Annotated in this window: 20 protein-coding genes; 18 read left to right on the top strand and 2 right to left on the bottom strand. The window is 54.8% G+C overall.

The window, feature by feature from the left end; genetic code table 11:
• The first annotated feature begins 182 nt into the window (after nt 1–182).
• The 11 genes from ffh to recJ all read left to right on the top strand — a co-directional run bounded on the left by ffh (nt 183) and on the right by recJ (nt 10,833).
• Entirely contained in the window at nt 183–1,562 is a 1,380-nt protein-coding gene (ffh, locus tag ACW8F6_RS02945) for a signal recognition particle protein (RefSeq protein ID WP_491574406.1), read from the top strand.
• 202 nt (nt 1,563–1,764) lie between these two features.
• Nucleotides 1,765–2,010: a 30S ribosomal protein S16 gene (gene rpsP, locus ACW8F6_RS02940; RefSeq protein WP_491574344.1), complete on the top strand. Its 246-nt coding sequence runs from the start codon at nt 1,765–1,767 to the stop codon at nt 2,008–2,010.
• Nucleotides 2,011–2,036: 26 nt separating this feature from the next.
• Nucleotides 2,037–2,576, top strand: coding sequence for a ribosome maturation factor RimM (rimM, locus tag ACW8F6_RS02935; protein ID WP_491574343.1), 540 nt, complete (start codon nt 2,037–2,039; stop codon nt 2,574–2,576).
• Between the two features lie 52 nt (nt 2,577–2,628).
• Complete coding sequence (gene trmD / locus ACW8F6_RS02930) at nt 2,629–3,393, top strand: tRNA (guanosine(37)-N1)-methyltransferase TrmD (protein ID WP_491574405.1); 765 nt, start codon at nt 2,629–2,631, stop codon at nt 3,391–3,393.
• Between the two features lie 56 nt (nt 3,394–3,449).
• Nucleotides 3,450–3,800 (top strand): 50S ribosomal protein L19, encoded by a 351-nt coding sequence (rplS, locus tag ACW8F6_RS02925; RefSeq protein WP_253355438.1) that lies wholly within the window; start codon nt 3,450–3,452, stop codon nt 3,798–3,800.
• A gap of 102 nt (nt 3,801–3,902) precedes the next feature.
• Nucleotides 3,903–4,778, top strand: coding sequence for a site-specific tyrosine recombinase XerD (gene xerD / locus ACW8F6_RS02920; protein WP_491574342.1), 876 nt, complete (start codon nt 3,903–3,905; stop codon nt 4,776–4,778).
• A 101-nt stretch (nt 4,779–4,879) separates the two neighbouring features.
• Nucleotides 4,880–5,644: a DsbC family protein gene (locus ACW8F6_RS02915; RefSeq protein ID WP_491574341.1), complete on the top strand. Its 765-nt coding sequence runs from the start codon at nt 4,880–4,882 to the stop codon at nt 5,642–5,644.
• A gap of 158 nt (nt 5,645–5,802) precedes the next feature.
• A complete protein-coding gene (locus ACW8F6_RS02910; RefSeq protein WP_491574340.1) occupies nt 5,803–7,101 on the top strand; it encodes a homoserine dehydrogenase in 1,299 nt (432 codons plus the stop codon).
• A 23-nt stretch (nt 7,102–7,124) separates the two neighbouring features.
• The gene (gene thrC / locus ACW8F6_RS02905) at nt 7,125–8,522 is read left to right on the top strand and encodes a threonine synthase (RefSeq protein WP_491574339.1); all 1,398 of its coding nucleotides are present in this window, start codon (nt 7,125–7,127) and stop codon (nt 8,520–8,522) included.
• 51 nt (nt 8,523–8,573) lie between these two features.
• Complete coding sequence (locus ACW8F6_RS02900) at nt 8,574–8,978, top strand: acyl-CoA thioesterase (RefSeq protein WP_491574338.1); 405 nt, start codon at nt 8,574–8,576, stop codon at nt 8,976–8,978.
• A 121-nt stretch (nt 8,979–9,099) separates the two neighbouring features.
• On the top strand, nt 9,100–10,833 hold the full coding sequence (gene recJ, locus ACW8F6_RS02895) for a single-stranded-DNA-specific exonuclease RecJ (RefSeq protein WP_491574337.1): 1,734 nt from the start codon (nt 9,100–9,102) through the stop codon (nt 10,831–10,833).
• On the opposite strand, the gene ACW8F6_RS02890 is transcribed toward recJ, so the two are convergent.
• The gene (locus ACW8F6_RS02890; RefSeq protein WP_491574336.1) at nt 10,799–11,437 is read right to left on the bottom strand and encodes an arylesterase; all 639 of its coding nucleotides are present in this window, start codon (nt 11,435–11,437) and stop codon (nt 10,799–10,801) included. The genes recJ and ACW8F6_RS02890 overlap by 35 nt on opposite strands.
• 139 nt (nt 11,438–11,576) lie before the next feature.
• Between ACW8F6_RS02890 and ACW8F6_RS02885 the strand changes: the two genes are divergently transcribed.
• The 7 genes from ACW8F6_RS02885 (at nt 11,577) to ung (ending at nt 19,917) form a co-directional block, all read left to right on the top strand.
• Nucleotides 11,577–12,284, top strand: a complete 708-nt coding sequence (locus ACW8F6_RS02885) for an ABC transporter ATP-binding protein (RefSeq protein ID WP_491574335.1) — start codon at nt 11,577–11,579, stop codon at nt 12,282–12,284.
• On the top strand, nt 12,278–14,827 hold the full coding sequence (locus ACW8F6_RS02880) for an ABC transporter permease (RefSeq protein WP_491574334.1): 2,550 nt from the start codon (nt 12,278–12,280) through the stop codon (nt 14,825–14,827). Before ACW8F6_RS02885 ends, ACW8F6_RS02880 begins: the two co-directional genes overlap by 7 nt.
• A gap of 93 nt (nt 14,828–14,920) precedes the next feature.
• Nucleotides 14,921–15,331, top strand: coding sequence for a MerR family transcriptional regulator (locus ACW8F6_RS02875; protein ID WP_491574333.1), 411 nt, complete (start codon nt 14,921–14,923; stop codon nt 15,329–15,331).
• Nucleotides 15,328–16,452: a permease gene (locus tag ACW8F6_RS02870; protein WP_491574332.1), complete on the top strand. Its 1,125-nt coding sequence runs from the start codon at nt 15,328–15,330 to the stop codon at nt 16,450–16,452. The genes ACW8F6_RS02875 and ACW8F6_RS02870 overlap by 4 nt, the downstream gene beginning before the upstream one ends.
• 108 nt (nt 16,453–16,560) lie before the next feature.
• Nucleotides 16,561–17,656, top strand: a protein-coding gene (gene prfB, locus ACW8F6_RS02865; protein ID WP_491574331.1) for a peptide chain release factor 2 whose coding sequence is annotated in 2 segments (ribosomal slippage) — nt 16,561–16,632 and nt 16,634–17,656 — 1,095 coding nt in all. Because the reading frame shifts where the segments join, the coding sequence is not laid out codon by codon here.
• Between the two features lie 20 nt (nt 17,657–17,676).
• A complete protein-coding gene (lysS, locus tag ACW8F6_RS02860; RefSeq protein WP_491574330.1) occupies nt 17,677–19,164 on the top strand; it encodes a lysine--tRNA ligase in 1,488 nt (495 codons plus the stop codon).
• A 48-nt stretch (nt 19,165–19,212) separates the two neighbouring features.
• Nucleotides 19,213–19,917, top strand: coding sequence for a uracil-DNA glycosylase (gene ung, locus ACW8F6_RS02855; protein WP_491574329.1), 705 nt, complete (start codon nt 19,213–19,215; stop codon nt 19,915–19,917).
• Nucleotides 19,918–19,924: 7 nt separating this feature from the next.
• Here ung and ACW8F6_RS02850 read toward each other — a convergent pair whose 3' ends face one another.
• Complete coding sequence (locus ACW8F6_RS02850) at nt 19,925–20,761, bottom strand: HDOD domain-containing protein (RefSeq protein WP_491574328.1); 837 nt, start codon at nt 20,759–20,761, stop codon at nt 19,925–19,927.
• Nucleotides 20,762–20,778: the final 17 nt, after the last annotated feature.

Here is a 20,778-nt window from a genome sequence, read left to right as displayed (position 1 = left end):
AGACCCGCGCAGTGTGTCATAGCAGGCTGTGAAATTGAAGATTTTGTAGGCCCTTCAAGTATCCCGCTCTCTCAAGTTTGTCTGCTTCATGGCTTGGGCCGGCTCGGCCCATGGGATATACTGCCCGCCTTTTCGATGTCGGCATGGTGGCCGGCATCCTGCACTGGATAAAGTACGGCACGATGTTTGACAATTTAACGGAACGACTCTCGAAATCGCTGCGCGCCATTACTGGTAAAGCGCGTCTGACCGACGACAACATCAAAGATACCCTGCGCGAGGTGCGCAAAGCGCTGCTGGAGGCGGACGTCGCACTGCCCGTGGTTAAGGGCTTTGTGGAAAAGGTGCGCAAGCGCGCTGTGGGCGTTGAAGTTGCCCGGGCGCTGAATCCGGGCCAACAATTTTTGAAAATTGTTCAGGCGGAGTTGGTCGACCTGATGGGGCAGGCCAACGAAACCCTGAACCTGGCTCAGCAGCCGCCGGCTGTTGTCTTGATGGCGGGCCTGCAGGGTGCGGGTAAAACCACGTCGGTAGCCAAGCTGTCGCGCTTTCTTAAGGAGCGTCAGAAGAAGAAAGTGCTGGTGGTTAGCGCCGACATTTACCGCCCGGCGGCCATCAAGCAGCTAGAAACCTTGGCAGCCGAAGTGGGTGTCGAATTTTTCCCCTCCAATAGCGATCAAAAGCCTGTAGATATTGCAAACGCCGCCATCGCGCACGCCAAGAAGCAGTTTTGCGATGTGGTGATTGTGGATACCGCGGGTCGTCTGCACATAGATGACGCCTTGATGGACGAAATTCAGTCGCTGCACAAGGCCATAAACCCCATAGAGACCCTGTTCGTAATTGACGCCATGATTGGTCAGGATGCCGTAAACACGGCGCGGGCCTTTAATGAGGCGCTGCCACTGACCGGCGTAATTTTAACCAAGGCCGATGGCGATGCGCGCGGCGGAGCCGCACTGTCTGTGCGGGAAGTGACCGGTAAGCCCATTAAGTTCCTCGGCGTGGGTGAAAAGGTGGACGCCCTGGAGCCCTTCCATCCAGATCGGGTTGCCTCGCGGATTTTGGGGATGGGCGACTTGATGTCGCTGATTGAACAGGCCGAGCAGACCATCGATAAGGCCAAGGCTGAGAAGCTGGTGAAAAAAGTCAGCAAGGGCAAGGGCTTTGACCTGGAAGATCTGCGCGATCAGCTGCAGCAAATGCAAAATATGGGCGGGTTGGGCTCCATGTTGGAAAAGCTACCGGGTATGGGCAATGTGGCGCAAATGGCGCAGCAGGCCGATATGACCAAACAGTTTAAGCAGATGGACGCCATCATTAGCTCCATGACGCCGGCTGAGCGCCGCAACCCAGACATACTGACAGGCTCGCGCAAGCGCCGGATAACGCTGGGTTCGGGCACTGAGATACAGGACCTCAACCGCCTGCTTAAGCAACATAAGCAGATGTCCAAGATGATGAAAAAGATGAAGGGCGGCGGCATGAATAAAATGATGCGCGGCCTGGGCGGCATGATGCCCGGCGGTATGGGCGGTCTGCCGCCAGGCGGATTTCGCTAACCGGCGGCAATATTGGGAAAAATCTGGTTGAAGCCCGCGAAAACGCGGGTTTCTGCGTTATTTAAAGGGCTGCAAGCCTGTACAGGCTGTTTTTTTTACCCTAGAATACCGCGCCTTTCGCAGGCCTGTGCCTGCAATCTTGCTAGATGTAGTGGTGCAGGCATAACGCTGGCACAAATTTAACAACAGGAAGAAGACTTACATGGTAAGCATTCGTTTATCTCGCGGTGGCTCTAAGAAGCGCCCGTTCTACCACTTGACCGTCACCAACAGCCGCAACGCCCGTGATGGCCGTTACCTGGAGCGCGTTGGTTTCTTTAACCCTAGCGCCCGTGGCCAGGAAGAGCGTCTGCGCATCAACAAAGAGCGCGTTGAGCACTGGGTTGGTCAAGGTGCACAGCTGAGTGAGCGCGTAGCCTCTTTGCTGAAAGAAGCGTCTGCAGCCTAATTGCAGTCACTGAGGTGCGGCCAGCGATGACCCAAGTACGGTCTAATTTGATAGATGTTGGTCGTATTACCTCGGTTTTTGGTATCAAAGGGTGGGTGAAAATTCACTCGGATACCGAACCGCCGGAAAATATTGCGAGCTACTCGCCCTGGTGGTTAAAAACCAAGCACGGTGTGAAGGCCGTAGAGGTTGACGAGTTTCAGCCCCACGGTAAAGGGTTTATCGCACACTTAAAAGGCGTTGACGACCGCACACAGGCGGAGGCCTATGCCAAGGTCACCATCAGTGTCGAGCGCGATCAGCTGCCTGCACTGGCGGACGATGAATACTATTGGCACCAGCTCGAAGGCTTGGCGGTTTACAGTGTATTTGAGGGTGGTGAGATTCTGCTTGGGCAGGTAAGCCATTTGCTGGAAACCGGTGCCAACGATGTGTTGGTGATTAAACCGGGCGCCGATTGTGTGGACGATCGCGAGCGCTTGGTGCCCTATGTACCCGGGCAGTTTGTAACGCGAATTGACCTGGATGCAGGCAAGATGTGGGTCGATTGGGACCCGGCATTCTGACGTGGCCACTGCAGAGCCGCTAGCCACCGACGGTACAGCCAGAACTGAACCGCTGCGTATTGCACTGGTGACGCTGTTTCCGGAAATGTTCGATGCCATAACCCTGCACGGGGTTAGCAGTCGGGCAATGAAACAAGGGCTGGTGGAGCTGCGTTGCTGGAATCCCAGAGCCTACACCAGCGACAGGCATCAGACTGTCGATGCTCGCCCCTACGGCGGCGGGCCCGGTATGGTGATGATGGTACAGCCGCTGCGCGACGCGGTAGCCGCCGCTAGGGCCTGGACAGGCGATTGCGAAGTGGTATACCTGTCGCCCCAGGGGCGGCGCTTTGATCAGGCGGCGGCACAGGCCTTTGCCGGCGCGACACGCAACCTGATTTTGGTTGCCGGTCGTTACGAGGGGGTCGACGAGCGGTTTATCGCGCTCGAAGTCGATAGCGAATGGTCCATTGGCGACTACGTCTTAAGTGGCGGCGAGCTGGGAGCTATGGTGATGGTTGATGCCATCACTCGTTTGATTCCCGGTGCGCTAGGACACCAGCAGTCGGCAGAGCAAGACAGCTTTACCGATGGCCTGTTAGATTGTCCGCACTATACTCGCCCAGAGGTCTATTCCACTGGCGACAAAGAATTAGCGGTACCGGCGGTGTTAGCCTCCGGAGACCATGAAAGAATCCGCCGTTGGCGGTTACAGCAGGCTTTGGGTCGCACCGCGTTGCGGCGACCTGATCTGCTGCAAGGCAAGACCTTGACCGAGGAGCAGCAGCGGCTGCTGACGGACTTTCGTCGGGACCTCGAGGCGGGAAATACCGAATAATGACGGGTTTCCCTTTCTAGCTGTGAAGCTACACACTTGTTACTTTGGAGAAAGACATGACTAACAAGATTATCCAAGCCCTCGAAAACGAACAGTTGAAAAAAGAGGTTCCTGAGTTTGCACCCGGTGATACCGTTGTAGTTCAGGTAAAAGTAAAAGAAGGCGATCGCAGCCGTTTGCAGGCCTTTGAAGGCGTTGTCATTGGCAAGCGCAACCGCGGTCTGAACTCTGCATTCACCGTGCGTAAGATTTCTTACGGCGTGGGTGTTGAGCGTACTTTCCAGTTACACAGCCCACTGGTTGACTCTGTTTCCGTGAAGCGTCGCGGTGATGTGCGTCAAGCCAAACTGTACTACTTGCGCGATCTGGCAGGTAAGGCAGCGCGAATCAAAGAAAAGCTCAACTAAGTATTGCGAGCGGATCTTTAAAAAACCGGCCATTGGCCGGTTTTTTTATGCTTGCAGCACGGCGTCGAACGGGTAACCTATGCGCAATTTAAGGGGGCCGGCTTGAGTGAGATAGACCAGTTTTTGGATGCGCTGTGGACGGAAAAGGGCTTGAGCGATCACACCCTGGCGGCCTATCGGCGCGACTTGCAATTTGTGGCCCACCACCTTGGCGCAAAACCTTTGCGCCAAGCCGGCGCCGATGAATTGCAAGCCTATTTGGCTACGCGGTTGGGGCAGGGCGCCAGCGCACGCTCGGTGGCCAGACAATTGTCGTGTTTACGAAGTTTCTACGCTTATCACTTGCGCGAGGGGCATTTAACCGTTGATCCCACAGCACCCATAAGTAGCCCTAAGCTCGGGCGCCCATTACCCAAAACCTTGACGGAGGCCGATGTGGAGGCATTGCTGGCGGCGCCGGATACCACAGATACCTTGGGCCTGCGCGATCGCTGTATGCTGGAAGTGTTGTATGCGACGGGGCTGCGGGTGTCGGAACTGGTGGGTTTAACGCTTGCACAGGTAAATTTACGTCAGGGTGTGGTACGGGTGTTTGGCAAGGGGTCTAAAGAGCGTTTGGTACCCCTGGGCGAGGAAGCCGCCGACTGGCTAATGCAGTACCAGCGCGAGGCCCGTGGGGTGCTGTTGCGCGGCGCCCAAAGTGATGTACTGTTTCCCAGTAGTCGCGGCCAGGAAATGACACGGCAGACGTTTTGGCATCGCGTCAAACACTGGGCCCAGGTTGCGGATATCCAGAAACCCTTATCGCCACACACCTTGCGGCACGCCTTTGCCACGCACCTGATTAATCACGGTGCCGATTTGCGGGTAGTGCAGTTGCTGCTTGGGCACAGCGATTTATCGACCACCCAAATTTACACCCATGTGGCGCGCGAGCGTATGAAACAATTACACCAAATGCACCATCCAAGGGGGTAGGGGCGTAAACTGTCGCAAAACATTGGCTCTGACACTGTATAACCGGTTGGCATACGTTATTATCCGGCTATGCCTCAGCGTACTATTAAGGATTGTTAAGCATGATTAAGTTGTTTTTTAAAGCCATGGCCGCCACCTTGCTGCTCGCTTCGCCTCTGGTATTTTCCCAGGCGGCAACGGGTTTGGCTAAGGTGACACCAGAGTTAGAGGCACGGCTCAAGGCGAAGGTTGCCGCCGCCATACCGCACATGGCCGTGGTGGGCGTTGAAAACGGTCCCTTTGCGGGCATTTACGCCATTAAACTGAGCAATGGCCCCGTGCTATACACGGATGCTTCTGGCGACTACCTAGTGGCGGGTGACCTTTACAAAATTGATGGCAATAAGCTTGTAAATATTGAAGAGCTGGCGCGCCAGAAAGAGCGCGCGCCCCTACTGGCCGCGCAGGATGTCAAAGACATGATTGTATTTCCGGCCAAGGGCGACACTAAAGCATCAATCTACGTGTTCACCGATGTCGATTGTGGCTACTGCCGCAAACTGCACCAAGAGGTGCCCCAGCTCAATGCCGCGGGTGTCGAGGTGCGGTATTTAGCTTACCCGCGTGCGGGTATTCGCTCTGAGTCCTACAATAAGCTGGCTCGCGCTTGGTGCTCAGACAATCCCACCGATACCCTCACGCGCCTGAAAAATGGCCAGCACATCAGCGGTGCTGTGTGTGAAGACAACCCCATCGCCGGTCAGTATCAGTTGGGCGGCAGCATTGGTGTGCGCGGCACACCGGCCATTTTTATGACCAATGGCGAGTTGATTTCCGGCTATCGTCCCGCGCCGGAGCTGTTGCAAATGTTGGGCATCGACTCCTAGCCCTGCGCAATACCTCAGGCAAGTCACCCAGATACCGGCCCCGATTGACAGCCAGAGCCGGTATCAGTAAGGTTGCCGTCCTTTTGCAAGAATAAACAGCAAAACATCATTTCGGCGCAACGTTTGATTGCGCTTTCTGCGATTCAGAGGAAGTTATTTTGAAACCGGTGAAAGTAGGCATATGTGGCCTGGGTACAGTGGGTGGTGGCACATTTAATGTGCTCAAGCGTAATAAACGCGAAATAAGTGCACGAGCCGGCGTAGAAATTGACATTATTCAAATTGGCGCCCGGCGCGACAACCCCGCCTATGACACCTCCGGTATATCGGTCACACGCGATATTTTTGACGTGGCGCGCAACCCCGAAGTGGACGTGGTCGTAGAACTGATTGGTGGCACCACGGTTGCCAAAGAGTTAGTGCTAGAAGCCATTGCCAACGGCAAACATTTGGTCACCGCCAACAAGGCGCTGATTGCGGAGCACGGCAACGAAATATTTGCCAAGGCGGAAGCGGCAGGTGTCAGTGTCATGTTTGAGGCCGCCGTCGCTGGGGGTATTCCCATCATTAAGGCGCTGCGCGAAGGCCTATCGGCCAATAAAATTGAGTGGCTGGCGGGCATCATTAATGGCACCGGCAACTTTATTTTGACGGAAATGCGCGACAAGGGGCGGGCTTTTGACGACGTGTTAAAAGAAGCCCAAGCATTGGGATACGCCGAAGCCGATCCAACCTTTGACGTCGAAGGCATAGATGCCGCCCACAAGTTGGTGATCTTAGCTTCACTGGCTTTCGGGATGCCGTTGCAATTTGATAAGGTTTTCACTGAAGGCATCAGTAAAATTGCGCCTGAAGATGTGGATTACGCCCAGGAGCTGGGGTACCGCATTAAACACCTGGGCATTGCACGCCAAACAGCGGCGGGCATTGAATTGCGGGTGCACCCAACCATGATTCCCGCCAAACGCCTTATCGCCAATGTCGACGGCGTCATGAACGCGGTCTTGGTGAAGGGCGATGCCGTGGGACCAACACTATATTACGGCGCCGGCGCCGGCGCAGAACCCACGGCCTCTGCGGTTATCGCCGATATCGTGGACGTGGCCCGCAGCATTGGCGGCAGTGCGCGCGTTGCGCCTTTGGCCTTTCACAATGCAGCCCAGCAGCAACCCACAATGCTGCCCATGGATAAAGTCGAAACCGCTTACTATCTGCGCATGCTGGCGGAAGATCGCCCAGGCGTGTTGGCGCAAGTGTCTACTATTTTGGCCGAGGCCAATATCAGTGTTGAGGCCTTAATTCAAAAAGAACCGCAAAACGATGCGCCTCAGGTTCCGCTCATTTTGTTGACCAGCCGGGCCATTGAGCACCAGCTAATGTCTGCAATTACAAAAATTGAAGCGCTGCCGGTGATTCACGGTGAAGTGACACACATTCGTGTAGAAGCGTTGGGTTAATAGACTTTCGGTTGGAATGACTTGTGAAATATATCAGTACCCGTGGGCAAGCGCCTGCACTGTCTTTTGAAGACGCCGTATTAACGGGCTTAGCCAGTGACGGTGGTTTGTACGTGCCTGAAACACTGCCGCATTTTGACAGCGCGACAATCGCCAGCTGGGCAGGTTTGTCCTACCAGGCGCTGGCATTCGAAATTATTAAACCCTTTGTCGACGGCGCGCTATCCGATGCCGAATTAAAAAGCATAATCGACAAAGCCTATGCCAGCTTTCGGCACTCGGCGGTAGCACCTTTGGTGCAAACAGGCCATAACGAGTGGATACTGGAGCTTTTTCAAGGGCCTACGCTCGCGTTTAAAGATTTTGCATTGCAATTTTTAGGGCACTTGCTGGACCATATTTTGGCCAAACGCAATCAAAAAGTTGTGGTGATGGGGGCTACCTCTGGCGACACTGGCTCGGCTGCCATTGAAGGCTGTAGCCGCTGCGATAACATCGACATATTTATATTGCACCCACACGGCCGAGTGTCCGACGTGCAGCGTCGGCAAATGACATCGGTGCTCGCGCACAATGTTCACAATATCGCCTTGGAAGGAAATTTTGACGATTGTCAAAATATGGTGAAAGCCAGTTTTGCCGATCAGTCCTTTTTACCCGAAGGGCGCCAGCTAGTGGCGGTCAACTCCATTAACTGGGCGCGCATTATGGCGCAAATTGTCTACTATTTTTACGCGGCCATTGCATTGGGAGCGCCATCGCGCGCTGTGTCCTTCTCTGTGCCGACGGGCAACTTTGGCGATATTTTTGCGGGATATCTTGCCAGTAAGATGGGGCTGCCCATTGAACAGTTGATTATCGCGACCAATGCCAACGACATTTTACATCGCTGTATCAGCGGCAATGACCACTCTCGTAAGCCGCTAGTGCACAGCTTGTCGCCCAGTATGGATATTATGGTGTCCAGCAACTTTGAGCGCCTGCTGTTTGATCTCTACGATCGCGATGGCAGTGCAATCGCGCAGCTCATGAATGAGTTTAAGTCCGGCGCTATGACTTTGTCGGATGCAGCCTTGGCAAAAGCGCGGCAATTATTCAGCAGTCATCGATTGAATGACGACGAGATGGTCGCCGTTATTGCCGATGTATTCTCGCAATCAGGCTACTTACTCGACCCTCATACCGCCATTGGCGTGCAGGCGGCGCGAGCAAAGCGCAAAAATCAATACACGCCAATGGTGTGCTTAGCAACAGCACATCCGGCAAAATTTCCCGAGGCTGTGAAGAAGGCCGGGCAAAAAGACGATCCCGCGCTGCCGCACCACATGGCCGACTTATTTGACCGCGAAGAGCGTTATTCTGTGTTGTCAAACGATACGCAAAGCGTCCAGCAGTTTATTGCACAGAATTTACGGGCCTAGTTGCTTATGCGGTCACATACCACGGAAATGTCGGTCTTGGTAACCCCTGAAATGAGTAATTTTGGGGGTAAAATGCACGGTGGCGAACTGCTCAAACTGTTAGACAAAGTCGCTTATACGGCGGCCATGCGCTACAGCGGCAGCTATGTTGTCACCTTGTCGGTAGACAATGTTTTGTTCAAAGAGCCAATCGCGATTGGCGAACTACTGACACTACTGGCGTCCGTGAATTACACGGGCACCAGTTCCATGGAAATTGGTATCCGGGTTATTGCAGAAAATCTCGAAACGGGTGAAATGCGACACACCAATACCAGTTATTTCACCATGGTTGCCGTCAATGCCCAGGGTAAACCTACACCCGTGGTCCCGCTTGAAATAAATACCCAGGTTCAAGAACGACGTTGGCGCGAGGCGCAGGCGCGGCGCGAAGCACGCCAACTAGCTGCCTCTTGATTTTTCGCTGTCGCTGCATAAGCCTCGCCACCGATCCCGAACCTTACATCCATGTTATCCTTGCGCGATGCATAAATAGGCAGCCATTGAGTGGCAATGGCATGGGAGGCAAGGGGCATTTATGGAAATCAAGCAGCGCCAAGCTGATTTAGCGCAGGCAAATTTTACGCAGCCAATGCCAGCGCTTTTACAGCGCATCTATTTAGCGCGCGGTGTCGTCGATGAGGCAGGGCTTCCGCAGCAACTCTCGGAGCTATTGCCACCTGACCTAAAAGGTTTGGAGGCGGCGGTAGGTGTGCTAAGCAATGCCGTACGTAGCGGATCAAAAATCTTAATCGTGGGTGATTTTGATGCAGACGGTGCCACCAGTTCGGCACTGGCGGTGCTTGCATTGCGCGCCATGGGCTCGGCACAGGTGGACTTTCTGGTACCCAATCGCTTTGATTACGGCTACGGGCTCACTCCTGAAATTGTCGAAGTGGCCAAAGGGTTTCATCCCGACATCATTATCACGGTGGATAACGGTATCTCTAGCATTGCCGGTGCACAGGCTGTGCGCGACGCGGGCATTCAGTTGGTTATTACCGACCACCATTTACCTGCAGATGAAACGCCCCTAGCTGATGCAATCGTGAATCCGAATCAGCGCGGTTGCGGTTTTTTAAGCAAAAACCTGGCTGGTGTGGGCGTTATTTTTTATGTAATGAGTCGCCTGCGCACTGCATTAGTTCAACAGGGGTGGTTTGCCGAACAGCAGCGCCGCGTGCCCAACATGGCTGATTATTTGGATTTAGTGGCACTCGGCACCGTTGCCGATGTGGTGCCCCTCGATGCCAATAATCGCTTGCTGGTTAAGCAGGGCCTATTGCGAATACGTTCCGGTCGCTGTCGGCCGGGTATTACTGCGATATTGCGTGTTGCCGGCCGCAACCCGACCCATGTGCAGGCCGCCGATATGGGCTTTGCAGTTGGGCCTCGCTTAAACGCCGCCGGCCGGCTGGATGATATGAGCCTGGGCATTCAATGCCTGCTTGCAGAAAGCGAACAGGAAGCCTTGGCCTTGGCGCAGCAACTGGATGATTTTAATCGCGATCGCCGTGCCATAGAAACTGCGATGCATAAAGAGGCCGAGGTGGCTTTGGCAAACCTCGATCTGGGCGAGCAGCAACCTTGGGGGATTAGTTTATTTCACGCTCAATGGCATCAAGGCGTCATTGGCATCCTGGCTTCAAGAATTAAAGAGCGCTATCACCGCCCAGTGATTCTATTTGCTGAGGCAGGTGACGGTGAGTTAAAAGGATCAGGCCGATCTATAAAAGGCCTGCATTTGCGCGATGCATTGGATCGCGTTGCCGTATTACACCCGGGCATCATCATCAAGTTTGGCGGCCACGCCATGGCGGCAGGCCTCAGTCTGTACGCAGAGAAATTTGCTGCATTTCAGCAGGCCTTTGATCAGGTATGTCGGCAAATGTTGACCGAAGCAGATTTGCAGGCGGTTATTTATACTGACGGTGAGCTGGCTGCTCAAGAGTTCACCTTGGCGTGCGCTCAACAATTGGCAGATGCTGGGCCTTGGGGGCAACAGTTTCCCGAACCTGCATTCGAGGGCGTTTTTACTATTCAGTCCCAACGTTTGGTGGGGGGTAAGCACCTTAAGCTAACCCTTGCGCCCGAGCATAGCCCACACCTGGTGTTGGATGGCATCGCGTTTAATGTTGACCTGACTGCCTGGCCCGCACCTTCCTTGCGTAAATTGAAGGCGGTATTTCAATTGGATATCAACGAGTTTCGCGGTCAGCGCAATGTCCAATTGATGATTAGTTATCTACAGCCTGTGCCAGAAGCGGCATAAGTGCGGTGGCCACGGCATCGCGCATAGCGGGTTGTGCTGCCGCAGTGGGATGAATGCCGTCGGCCTGCATCATGCCAGGTTGAAGGGCCAGATCCTGCAGGAAAAATGGTATTAATTGAACGGCTTCCACCTCGGCCACTTCCGAATAGAGTGCACTGAAACGGCTGGTGTAGCGCTGCCCATAGTTGGGTGGTATGCGCATTTCCATTACCAGCACGCGCGCTTGGCCCTGCTTAGCCGTTTGGATGAGCTGTTGCAGTTGCGCGCGAATTCGCGCCAGTGAAAACCCTCGCAATCCATCGTTACCGCCGAGTTCAATTAATACAATATCGGGTTTGTGCGTCTGCATTAGCCTGGGTAGGCGCGCCAGACCGCCCGACAAGGTATCGCCGCTGATGCTCGCGTTAATCACTGTATGCGCCGGCAGTTGATCAGCCAATAAATTCACCCAGCTATCGCTCGGCTCCTCAAGACCGTAGCCGGCACTTAAGCTGTCGCCCAGCACCAGGATGCTGGCGCTTTGCGCGGTGGATGCGATCAACAGCAGTAGCACCGCGAGCAACTCTCTGGCGCGCTGCTGATAATCTGATAGGGTAGTAAGCATCGTATGTCCTGGTTGTTGCGAGCCATCAATTTGCGTAAATATGGCGATTTTTGCAAGCCTTAAGGGCGCTAGACGCGATCAATGGTATTCGTCTCACACATTGGTCGTTTATTAAACGCAGGGAATTGGTAGGCCTATTATGATCATTGCAGAAAATCTTAACAAATCCGTTGATACCTTAGCTGGCCCCTTGCAAATCTTGCGTGGGGTTAATTTAAGGGTGCTATCGGGGGCCAGTATGGCCATTGTGGGTGCCTCTGGCTCAGGAAAGTCTACCCTGTTGGGGATATTAGCCGGCTTGGATGTACCCAGTGATGGCCGAGTTTTATTGAATGGTCAATGTCTCAACGATCTGGACGAGGATGGCCGTGCCGAATTGCGCGCCCAGACTCTGAGCTTCGTATTTCAGTCTTTTCAGCTTTTGCCGGGGCTTTCAGCGCTGGAAAATGTCATGTTACCTCTGGAGCTGCAGGGTCGGCGGGATGCGCGGGAAAGGGCGCACTACTACCTGGAAGAGGTGGGCTTGAAAAATCGCGAAGCTCACTATCCGCCCCAGCTATCGGGAGGCGAGCAGCAGCGAGTTGCCTTGGCGAGAGCCTTTGTCAGCGAGCCAAAGATCTTGTTTGCCGATGAGCCTACTGGCAACCTGGATGCCAATACCGGTGCAAAGATTATCGATTTGCTGTTTGACTTGAATGCCAAGCACGCAACAACGCTGGTATTGGTAACCCACGAGCAGCGATTGGCGGATAGGTGCGATGCCAATCTCGTGCTTGCCGCCGGTGCAGAAGTATTAATATCAGAGGGCGAAAGCGATACTACCTATGCGGCAGGTGAAGCATGCTGAGTTTGCGACTGCTATATCGGAACTTACGTAGTCCTGAGGTCAAAATACTCGGCGTGGCCACCTTGATGGCCGTTGCGCTGGTAAGTAGCATCGCACTGTTTACCGACCGCTTAGAGCGTGCAATGGAAGCACAGTCGCACGCCTTTATTGCCGCCGACAGACTGATTCGCGCCAATAAGCCGACTCCTCCGCAATGGGCCCAGCAGGCGGTCGATAGGGGGCTGCAAACGGCAAACACCACGATTTTTAGTTCAATGGTATTTAACGGAGATGCCTCGCACTTGGCATCCGTTAAAGCCGTAAGCGACAGTTACCCGCTCGTTGGTAAATTGGAAACGCGCAATGCACCCTTCGGCGATGAGCCCGCCACAGTGCAAACCCGTGGCCCTGGGCCCGGCGAGGTGTGGGTAGAAGGCCGGCTATTTCCCCTGCTGCAGCTTACTTTGGGCGATACTATCGAGGTGGGTGAAGCCGATTTGCGCGTGTCACAGGTGTTGGTGAGTGAACCCGATCGGGGCCAGGGCTTTTTGAATTTTGGTGCCCGCGTGTTAATGCACGAAAGCGACCTGGCAAAAACAGGGGTGCTGCAGCCGGGCAGCCGCGCCAGTTACAGTCTATTGCTGGCAGGCGAAGAAGCGGTCATAGACAGTTACTTAAGCGAGCTAACGCCGGCGCTAACTGTGCATGAGCGCGTTGTGGATGTTGCGAGCGCCCAGCGTCGTATTGCCAATAGCCTAACTACGGCACGCAATTTTTTGATGTTGGCCAGTGTGTTTGGGGTGTTGCTGGCGGGTATTGCAATTGCCATGGCGGCCCAAAGATTTTGCAGTCGCCACATTGATCAAGTGGCCCTGTTAAAAAGTTTAGGTGTGGTATCTACCAAGATTCAAGGCCTATATTTGGCGCAGATGCTGTGGCTGGGGCTCTTTGCGGGCAGTCTGGGGTTACTCGCAGGCGTTGGCTTGCAGGCATTAATTGCTCAGAGCATCGCCGAATTGGTTGCCACCGAGCTGCCCCCGCCCGGTTGGTTGCCAGCCATCTTAGGTGTCGTTGCCGGTTATTTGTGCCTGCTGTTTTTTGCGCTGCCCCCTCTTTGGCCCTTGCCAAAAGTGGCGCCAATTCGCGTACTTCGGCGCGAAACACCAGTGCCCACAGTGGCGGGGCGCTGGCAATTATGTGCCGGTTTTATCTCATCGTTTCTCTTGCTGTGGCTCTACAGTGGTACGGCAAAACTTTCGGGCTTGGTCATGTTGGCCTGGGGTTTGGTGGCGCTGGCGGCGGCTGGTATCGCCTTGTCTGGTTTATGGCTGCTTAGACGTTACGGTAATCAGTGGGGTAGCCAGTGGCGTTTGGCGCTGGCCTCGCTGCGCAGACGTCAAGCGGAAACCACGCTGCAGATTATAGTGTTTGGCACGGCGCTGATGTTGCTTGCCACATTGCTGTTGGTACGCGGGTCGCTGCTCGAAGAGTGGCGCATGCAATTGCCCGACGACGCGCCCAATCATTTTGTTGTCAATTTGGCGCCCCACGAAACCGAAAGCTTTGAACAGTTATTGCACGCCAAATCACTCCAGCACGGAGGTCTCTACCCGCTGGTGCGCGGACGTTTAACTCACATTAATGGCGAGGATGCCAAAACCCGCGAAGAACGACTGCGCGCACAGGGTCAGATGGATGAAGACGAAGAGAACGAGGAGGATCAAGCGCGCGGCGCTCGCAATGAGCCGCAAGCCATGACGCGAGAATTAAATTTAAGTTGGTCCGCAAATTTACCCTTAGATAATACCATCACTGCGGGCCGCTGGTGGACCGCGCCCGAGGACAGCGCCGAAGTATTGGTGTCGGTAGAGGCGGAGTTTGCTGAGCGCAGACAGATTGCCGTGGGCGACACGCTTGAGTTCAGTATTGGCGGTTTAACGCTAAGTGCAAAAGTTGCCAGTTTGCGAAGTCTGCGCTGGGATTCGCTGCGGCCGAATTTCTTCGTTCTGTTTAACGAGGGTGCGCTGGATAATTTTGCCCCCATGTATATGACCAGCCTTTATGCACCACCGGACGGCGGGCGCTTTGTATCGGATCTACTGCAGCAGCACCCAACAGCATTAGTCATCGAAATGGAAAAAATATTTGAACAGGTCAGGCTGGTCATCGCCCAGGTGAGCAGTAGTGTTCAATTGGTTTTTTGGTTAGTTTTCGGCGCCGCCATGTTAGTGCTGATGGCATCGGTTCACGCAAGTATGGATGGGCGTATGCAGGAGATTGGATTACTCAGGGCGCTGGGCTCCGGCCGCGGACTATTGCGTCAGCGACTGTGGATTGAGTTTGCCGCGCTGGGGCTGCTGGCTGGATTGATTGCTGCGGCTGGTGCAGAGGGCCTGCTTTGGGGGCTACAGCGGTTTGTCTTTGAGTTGACTTGGCAACCGCACCCCTGGGTCTGGTTGCTTACCCCAGCCTTTGGTGCCTCAACTATAGGTGCGCTGGGGGCTTGGAGTTGTCGACACCTATTGCAACTCCCCCCGGTGACTGTGCTGCGGCTGGCGGCCTAGCTGCGGACTGAGTGAAAGAGCCTCTGGGGTTGACCTTGACCCAGGGGTAGCGTTGATACTGACCCTGATGTAAGAATCAGAGGGTCACCAATTATGCACATTCAAGAGGTTGCCCGGGTAACCGGGCTTACACCCAAGGCCATTCGCTACTATGAGGCCCAGGGCCTGGTCACCCCGGCGCGCGAGCAGGGCAATGGTTATCGCGCGTACAACCGTACCCACCTCGATCACCTCTGCTTTTTGCAGCACGCGCGCGCTGTGGGTTTTAGTGTCCAGGAAGCGGGGCACTTACTCAATCTCTACCGCGATACCCGCGCGCACAGCGCCAGTGTGAAGGCGCTTGTCGCCACTAAATTGCAGCAATTACAGGCCAAGCGCGAGGAGATACAGCGCCTGGAGGATACCTTGCAGGAGCTGTGGTCCTGCTGTGACGGTGGCGAGCAACATCGCTGCGCTATTCTCGATCGTTTGGCTGCATCGCCCTTTACAACGGAGGCCTCATGACCCAAGAACACGCCTGTTGCACAAAATCATCGGCTGCAGCGTCCGAAGAAACTACGCCTACCCAGTGCCACGAGCAGGCCCATGAGCAGGACAGTTGCTGTGACACCACTGGCAGTAGACCCGATTATCTACTGTGGGGTGGGCTGACCGCGGTACTGGGGCTTTACCTTGTGCACCTGCTGGCCGGCGGCGAGCTTCATGGGGCCTGGCAGATTGCCAGCCACACGGTCTTCGAACTGATAAATACCATGTGGTGGGGGATTCTGTTAGCTGCGCTGTTTGTGGGCTTGCTGGGCCGCATACCCCAAGGCTTAATCATGGGCGTATTGGGGCAGGGCGGCACCAAGCGGGGTCTGCTGCGGGCCACAGGGGCTGGCTTGGCACTGGATTTATGCTCGCACGGCGTCTTGATGGTGGGCATGCAATTGTATAAGCGTGGCGCGAGTTTGGGGCAGGTAATGGCATTTCTAATAGCCACCCCCTGGAATTCGCTCTCGTTGACCATCATCATGGTGGCGCTTATCGGCCTGCCCTTAACCTTGTTGTTTGTTTTATTGTCGCTGTCGGTGGCCTTGTCCACGGGCTGGTGGATCGATCGGCTGGTAGCTACTGGGCGGCTACCTAAAAACCCCCATACTCAATCACTAGACCCGGATTACAACTGGCGAGCGGACTTTCGGCGCAGCTGGCATAGCATTGACTGGCGATTGGGGTTATTGACCAGCATCTTGTGGGAGGGATTAAAGGGCTCCGCCATGGTGGTGCGTTGGTTGCTGGTGGGCGTGCTTTTGGCGGCGGCGGTTCGCACCTTTGTCGATACCGCCGTGTTTTCAGCGTGGTTTGGCCCGAGCCTAGTCGGCTTGCTGGCGACCTTACTGGCAGCCACAGTAATCGAGGTGTGCTCGGAGGGTTCGACACCCTTAGCCGCGGAATTGATTACCCGCGCCAAGGCACCGGGTAATGGTTTTACTTTTATGATGGCTGGTGTATCCACTGACTACACAGAAATCATGTCGCTTAAAGATACCACTGGTTCTTGGCGATTGGCGCTGGCGCTGCCGCTGTACACGCTGCCACAGATTCTGGTGCTAGGCTGGCTGTTGAACACTGCGCTTGCGTGATATTACACTGATGGAGCCTGCGAATTTCGGGGTTGGTGCCGATACGGCAGTGGGTTACAATCCGCGCCTTTCGGCATTTAACCGGCCACCGGGAATTAGCAGGTATCCATGGAAATTAATCCACTTCTCACCGCACTAAAAGACCTCCAGGCGCGTACCGACGTGCTTAGGGGGTATCTTTGACTATGCCAGTAAAAAAGAGCGTCTGGCAGAGGTAGAGCTTGAGCTCGCAGAACCGGACGTCTGGAACGATCAGGAGCGCGCGCAGGCTCTGGGCCGCGAGCGCTCTGCACTGGAAACGGTAGTCAGCACCATTGAAAAGCTCGATGCCGGCGTTGCGGATTGCAGGGACCTGCTGGAAATGGCCGTAGAAGAGCAGGATCAAGACTCGGTGGACGCCGTTGCCGCCGATATCGGGGCGCTGGAAGCCCAATTGGCCGTGCTCGAATTTCGCCGGATGTTTGCCGGCGAGATGGACATCAATAATGCCTATTTGGACATTCAAGCAGGCTCCGGCGGCACCGAGGCCCAGGACTGGGCGGAAATGTTACTGCGCATGTATCTGCGCTGGGGCGAAGCCAAAGGGTTTAAAACCACGCTGGAAGAGGTGTCCGCCGGCGATGTGGCGGGTATTAAAAGTGCCACCATCTATTTTGAAGGTGAGTACGCGTTTGGTTGGCTGCGCACGGAGACGGGCGTGCATCGACTGGTTCGCAAGTCGCCCTTTGACTCGGGCAATCGCCGCCATACCTCCTTTAGCTCGGTTTTTGTGTCGCCGGAAATTGACGACAATTTTGAAATTGATATTAATCCTTCCGATGTGCGTACCGATACTTACCGAGCATCGGGTGCCGGTGGCCAGCACGTAAACAAAACCGACTCGGCGGTGCGCCTGACGCACGAACCCACCAATACCGTGGTGCAGTGCCAAAGCGAACGCTCGCAACACCAAAACCGCGATAAAGCGTGGAAAATGCTGCGCGCGCGCCTGTACGAATTGGAAATGCAAAAGCGCAGCGCCGACAAGCAAGCGCTGGAGGATGGCAAAGCCGATATTGGGTGGGGTAGCCAGATACGCTCCTACGTGTTGGATGATTCGCGCATTAAAGATTTGCGCACCAGCGTTCAAACCAGTAACTGTCAAGCGGTGCTTGATGGCGATTTGGATCAGTTTATCGAGGCTAGCCTGAAGGCCGGTCTGTAATTTATCGACGAGTATTCACCATGAGTAATGAAAACCAAACTGCAGCACAGGATGAAAACCGTTTAATTGCCGAGCGTCGCGCAAAACTGACGGCTATCCGCGAGAAGGGCAACGCCTTCCCGAACGATTTTCGTCGCGAGCATAAGGCCGCCGACCTGCAAGCTGAGTATGGTGATAAATCCAAAGAAGCGCTGGAGTCGCTGGGCTTTGTGGCTACCGTAGCCGGCCGCATTATGGCCAAGCGCGGTCCTTTCTTTGTGCTCCAAGACGGTAGCGGTCAAATCCAGTTATATGCCGATAAAGCCGCACAGCAGACTTTGAAAGACACCACGGGCATGTGGGACATGGGCGATCTGGTGGGCGTTAAGGGCCAGCTGTATAAATCCGGAAAAGGCGATTTGTACGTAAATCTGGAAGAATTCCAGCTGCTAACCAAGGCCTTGCGCCCGCTACCGGACAAGTTTCACGGCCTGAGCGACCAAGAAATTCGCTACCGTCAGCGCTACGTGGATCTTATGGTTAACCCAGAGGTGCGCGATGTGTTTCGCACACGTTCGAGAGTAATCAGCTTTATTCGCAATTACCTGAATGATGCCGACTTCATGGAAGTGGAAACGCCGATGCTGCACGTAATTCCTGGTGGTGCATCGGCCAAACCCTTTGTGACCCACCACAATGCGCTGGATGTTGAAATGTTTCTGCGTATTGCACCCGAGCTGTACTTGAAGCGATTGGTCGTGGGCGGCTACGAGCGGGTGTACGAAATCAACCGCAATTTCCGCAATGAGGGCCTGTCGACGCGCCACAATCCCGAGTTCACTATGCTCGAGTTTTACCAGGCCTACGCAGACTATAAAGACCTGATGGATCTGACTGAAGATATGTTGCGTAAGCTGGCAATCGAAGTGCGCGGCTCTACAGCATTTAGCTATCAGGGTACTGATTTTGATTTTGCCAAGCCCTTTGATCGCATCTCAGTGGTGGACGCGATACTCAAATACAACGACGGTATCACCCGCGAGCAGCTGCAAGATATCAACGCGGCTACGGAGATCGCGCAACGCTTAAAGATTGACGTTAAAGATACTTGGGGCCTGGGCAAGATTCAGATCGAAATATTTGAAGAAACCGCAGAGCACAAGCTGATTCAGCCCACATTTATAACGGAGTACCCAGCGGAAGTGTCGCCACTGGCGCGCCGCAATGACGACAATCCTTTTGTGACCGATCGCTTCGAGTTTTTTGTGGGGGGGCGCGAATTGGCTAATGGTTTTTCCGAGCTGAATGATGCAGAGGATCAGGCCGAGCGCTTTATGCAGCAGGTACGAGAGAAAGATGCCGGTGACGACGAGGCCATGCATTACGATGCGGACTACGTTCGCGCGCTGGAGTACGGCTTACCGCCTACTGCAGGCGAGGGGATTGGTATCGATCGCCTGGTAATGCTGTTAACGGATTCGCCGTCTATCAGGGACGTACTGCTCTTTCCGCATATGCGCCCCGAGTAAATTGAAAATAAAGCCGCCTAGCGGCTTTTTTTATGGGAGACATTTTGAATGGCTGGCAATATTATTGAGGCTCTGGACCCGGGTTGGCGCGCGGTGTTTGAGGCGGAACTGGCGCAGCCCTATATGGAACAGTTGAGGGCTTTTCTAAAATGCGAAATGCAGGCGGGTAAAGTCATATATCCGCCATCGACTCAGTGGTTTCAGGCGTTTTTGCACACGCCCTTTGATCAGGTGAAAGTCGTCATTGTTGGTCAGGACCCCTACCATGGCCCTGGCCAGGCGCACGGTTTAAGCTTTAGTGTGCCACCCGGTGTCGCCTTGCCGCCAAGCTTAAGGAATATCTACAAAGAGTTGTTTGCCGGCGAAAATCAACCCGGGTCGGGTGATTTGTCGGCCTGGGCTCGGCAGGGCGTACTATTGCTAAATGCGTCGCTAACGGTGGAGCAGGGCGCAGCTGGGTCTCACGCTAAAAAGGGCTGGCTGCAATTTACGGCCCAGTGCCTGCGCGCCTTGAACGCCCAGCGCAGCGGGATTGTCTTTTTGGCCTGGGGACGATTTGCCCATCGCGTGTGCACGGATATCGATAGCGCGCGTCACTGCGTCATAAAAACCTCTCACCCTAGCCCCTTGGGGGCCACAAAAGCGGGGCGCGATTTTTGCGCGTTTTTGGGGTCGCGCTGTTTCGAATTGGCCAATGAGCGGTTGCAGCAATGGGGTAAGTCGCCGGTTGATTGGCGCGCCATTGCCACCTAGAGCGCCACTATTGCAGCATGGCCATTGCCGCTTCCATCTCGGCGCTTAAATCATCGCCCTCGGCAGATTCCATATCGGAATCCAATCCTAGTCGACCAAAGGCTGTGACGCTGGCGTAGTCCACCTGGGCGAGCGGGTGGTTAGAGCCCATATAGCTCTGCAATACTGCCACGGTCACAATATCGGCATAGTCGGCCTCGGCAACCTGGCGACTAAATTTCACATGCTCTGTGGGAATGTGAATGAGCGGCTCCGGAAAGGCCCAATGTTTCAAAATACGATCGCCAATGGGGCCATTCAATGCCTCTATGACGGTGTCTAGGGTGAAACTGTCCCGTAGGAGCGAGGGGTTTTCTTCCGCATAGGTGAGAATGGGCAGTACACCGATGCGGTGCACCAGGCCCGCTAGCGTGGCTTGGTCGGGTCGTAGCTTGGTGCGGTGTTTGCACATGACGTGGCAAATTCCGGCGATCTCGCTGGAGCGGGTCCAGACTTCGCGTAAGCGCTTATCCACTAAATCGCTCGTGGCTTGAAACATCTGGGACATGGCGAGCCCGGTGGCGATGTTACAGGTGTACTCGATACCGAGTCGTGCCAGTGCCATTTGCAAATCGGTAATTTCTTTGCTGCCGCGCAACAGCGGGCTATTGGCAACTTTGATAAGGCGGGCGGTTAGTGCGGCGTCGCTGCCGATGACCTTGCCCATTTGATTGATACTGGCGTCTGGGTCCTCTGCAACCTCGCGCACTCTGAGCGCCACCTCAGGTAGGGTGGGCAGAACCAGCTGGTCAGACTCCAGTGCTGAAATGATGTCTTGGCTGACTTTCTCTACCAGTTGGCTCATGCAGTAACTCCGTGAAC

Source organism: Simiduia sp. (assembly GCF_058345725.1).
This window is presented reverse-complemented; position numbering and strand designations above follow the sequence as displayed.

What these genes read in the sequence shown, in the direction of transcription:
- ffh (WP_491574406.1), top strand. Translation starts at nt 183, where the DNA reads ATGTTTGACAATTTAACGGAACGACTCTCGAAATCGCTGCGCGCCATT.
- rpsP (WP_491574344.1), top strand. Translation starts at nt 1,765, where the DNA reads ATGGTAAGCATTCGTTTATCTCGCGGTGGCTCTAAGAAGCGCCCGTTC.
- rimM (WP_491574343.1), top strand. Translation starts at nt 2,037, where the DNA reads ATGACCCAAGTACGGTCTAATTTGATAGATGTTGGTCGTATTACCTCG.
- rplS (WP_253355438.1), top strand. Translation starts at nt 3,450, where the DNA reads ATGACTAACAAGATTATCCAAGCCCTCGAAAACGAACAGTTGAAAAAA.
- ACW8F6_RS02915 (WP_491574341.1), top strand. Translation starts at nt 4,880, where the DNA reads ATGATTAAGTTGTTTTTTAAAGCCATGGCCGCCACCTTGCTGCTCGCT.
- ACW8F6_RS02900 (WP_491574338.1), top strand. Translation starts at nt 8,574, where the DNA reads ATGAGTAATTTTGGGGGTAAAATGCACGGTGGCGAACTGCTCAAACTG.
- recJ (WP_491574337.1), top strand. Translation starts at nt 9,100, where the DNA reads ATGGAAATCAAGCAGCGCCAAGCTGATTTAGCGCAGGCAAATTTTACG.
- ACW8F6_RS02890 (WP_491574336.1), bottom strand. Translation starts at nt 11,437, where the DNA reads ATGCTTACTACCCTATCAGATTATCAGCAGCGCGCCAGAGAGTTGCTC.
- ACW8F6_RS02885 (WP_491574335.1), top strand. Translation starts at nt 11,577, where the DNA reads ATGATCATTGCAGAAAATCTTAACAAATCCGTTGATACCTTAGCTGGC.
- ACW8F6_RS02880 (WP_491574334.1), top strand. Translation starts at nt 12,278, where the DNA reads ATGCTGAGTTTGCGACTGCTATATCGGAACTTACGTAGTCCTGAGGTC.
- ACW8F6_RS02875 (WP_491574333.1), top strand. Translation starts at nt 14,921, where the DNA reads ATGCACATTCAAGAGGTTGCCCGGGTAACCGGGCTTACACCCAAGGCC.
- ACW8F6_RS02870 (WP_491574332.1), top strand. Translation starts at nt 15,328, where the DNA reads ATGACCCAAGAACACGCCTGTTGCACAAAATCATCGGCTGCAGCGTCC.
- lysS (WP_491574330.1), top strand. Translation starts at nt 17,677, where the DNA reads ATGAGTAATGAAAACCAAACTGCAGCACAGGATGAAAACCGTTTAATT.
- ung (WP_491574329.1), top strand. Translation starts at nt 19,213, where the DNA reads ATGGCTGGCAATATTATTGAGGCTCTGGACCCGGGTTGGCGCGCGGTG.
- ACW8F6_RS02850 (WP_491574328.1), bottom strand. Translation starts at nt 20,761, where the DNA reads ATGAGCCAACTGGTAGAGAAAGTCAGCCAAGACATCATTTCAGCACTG.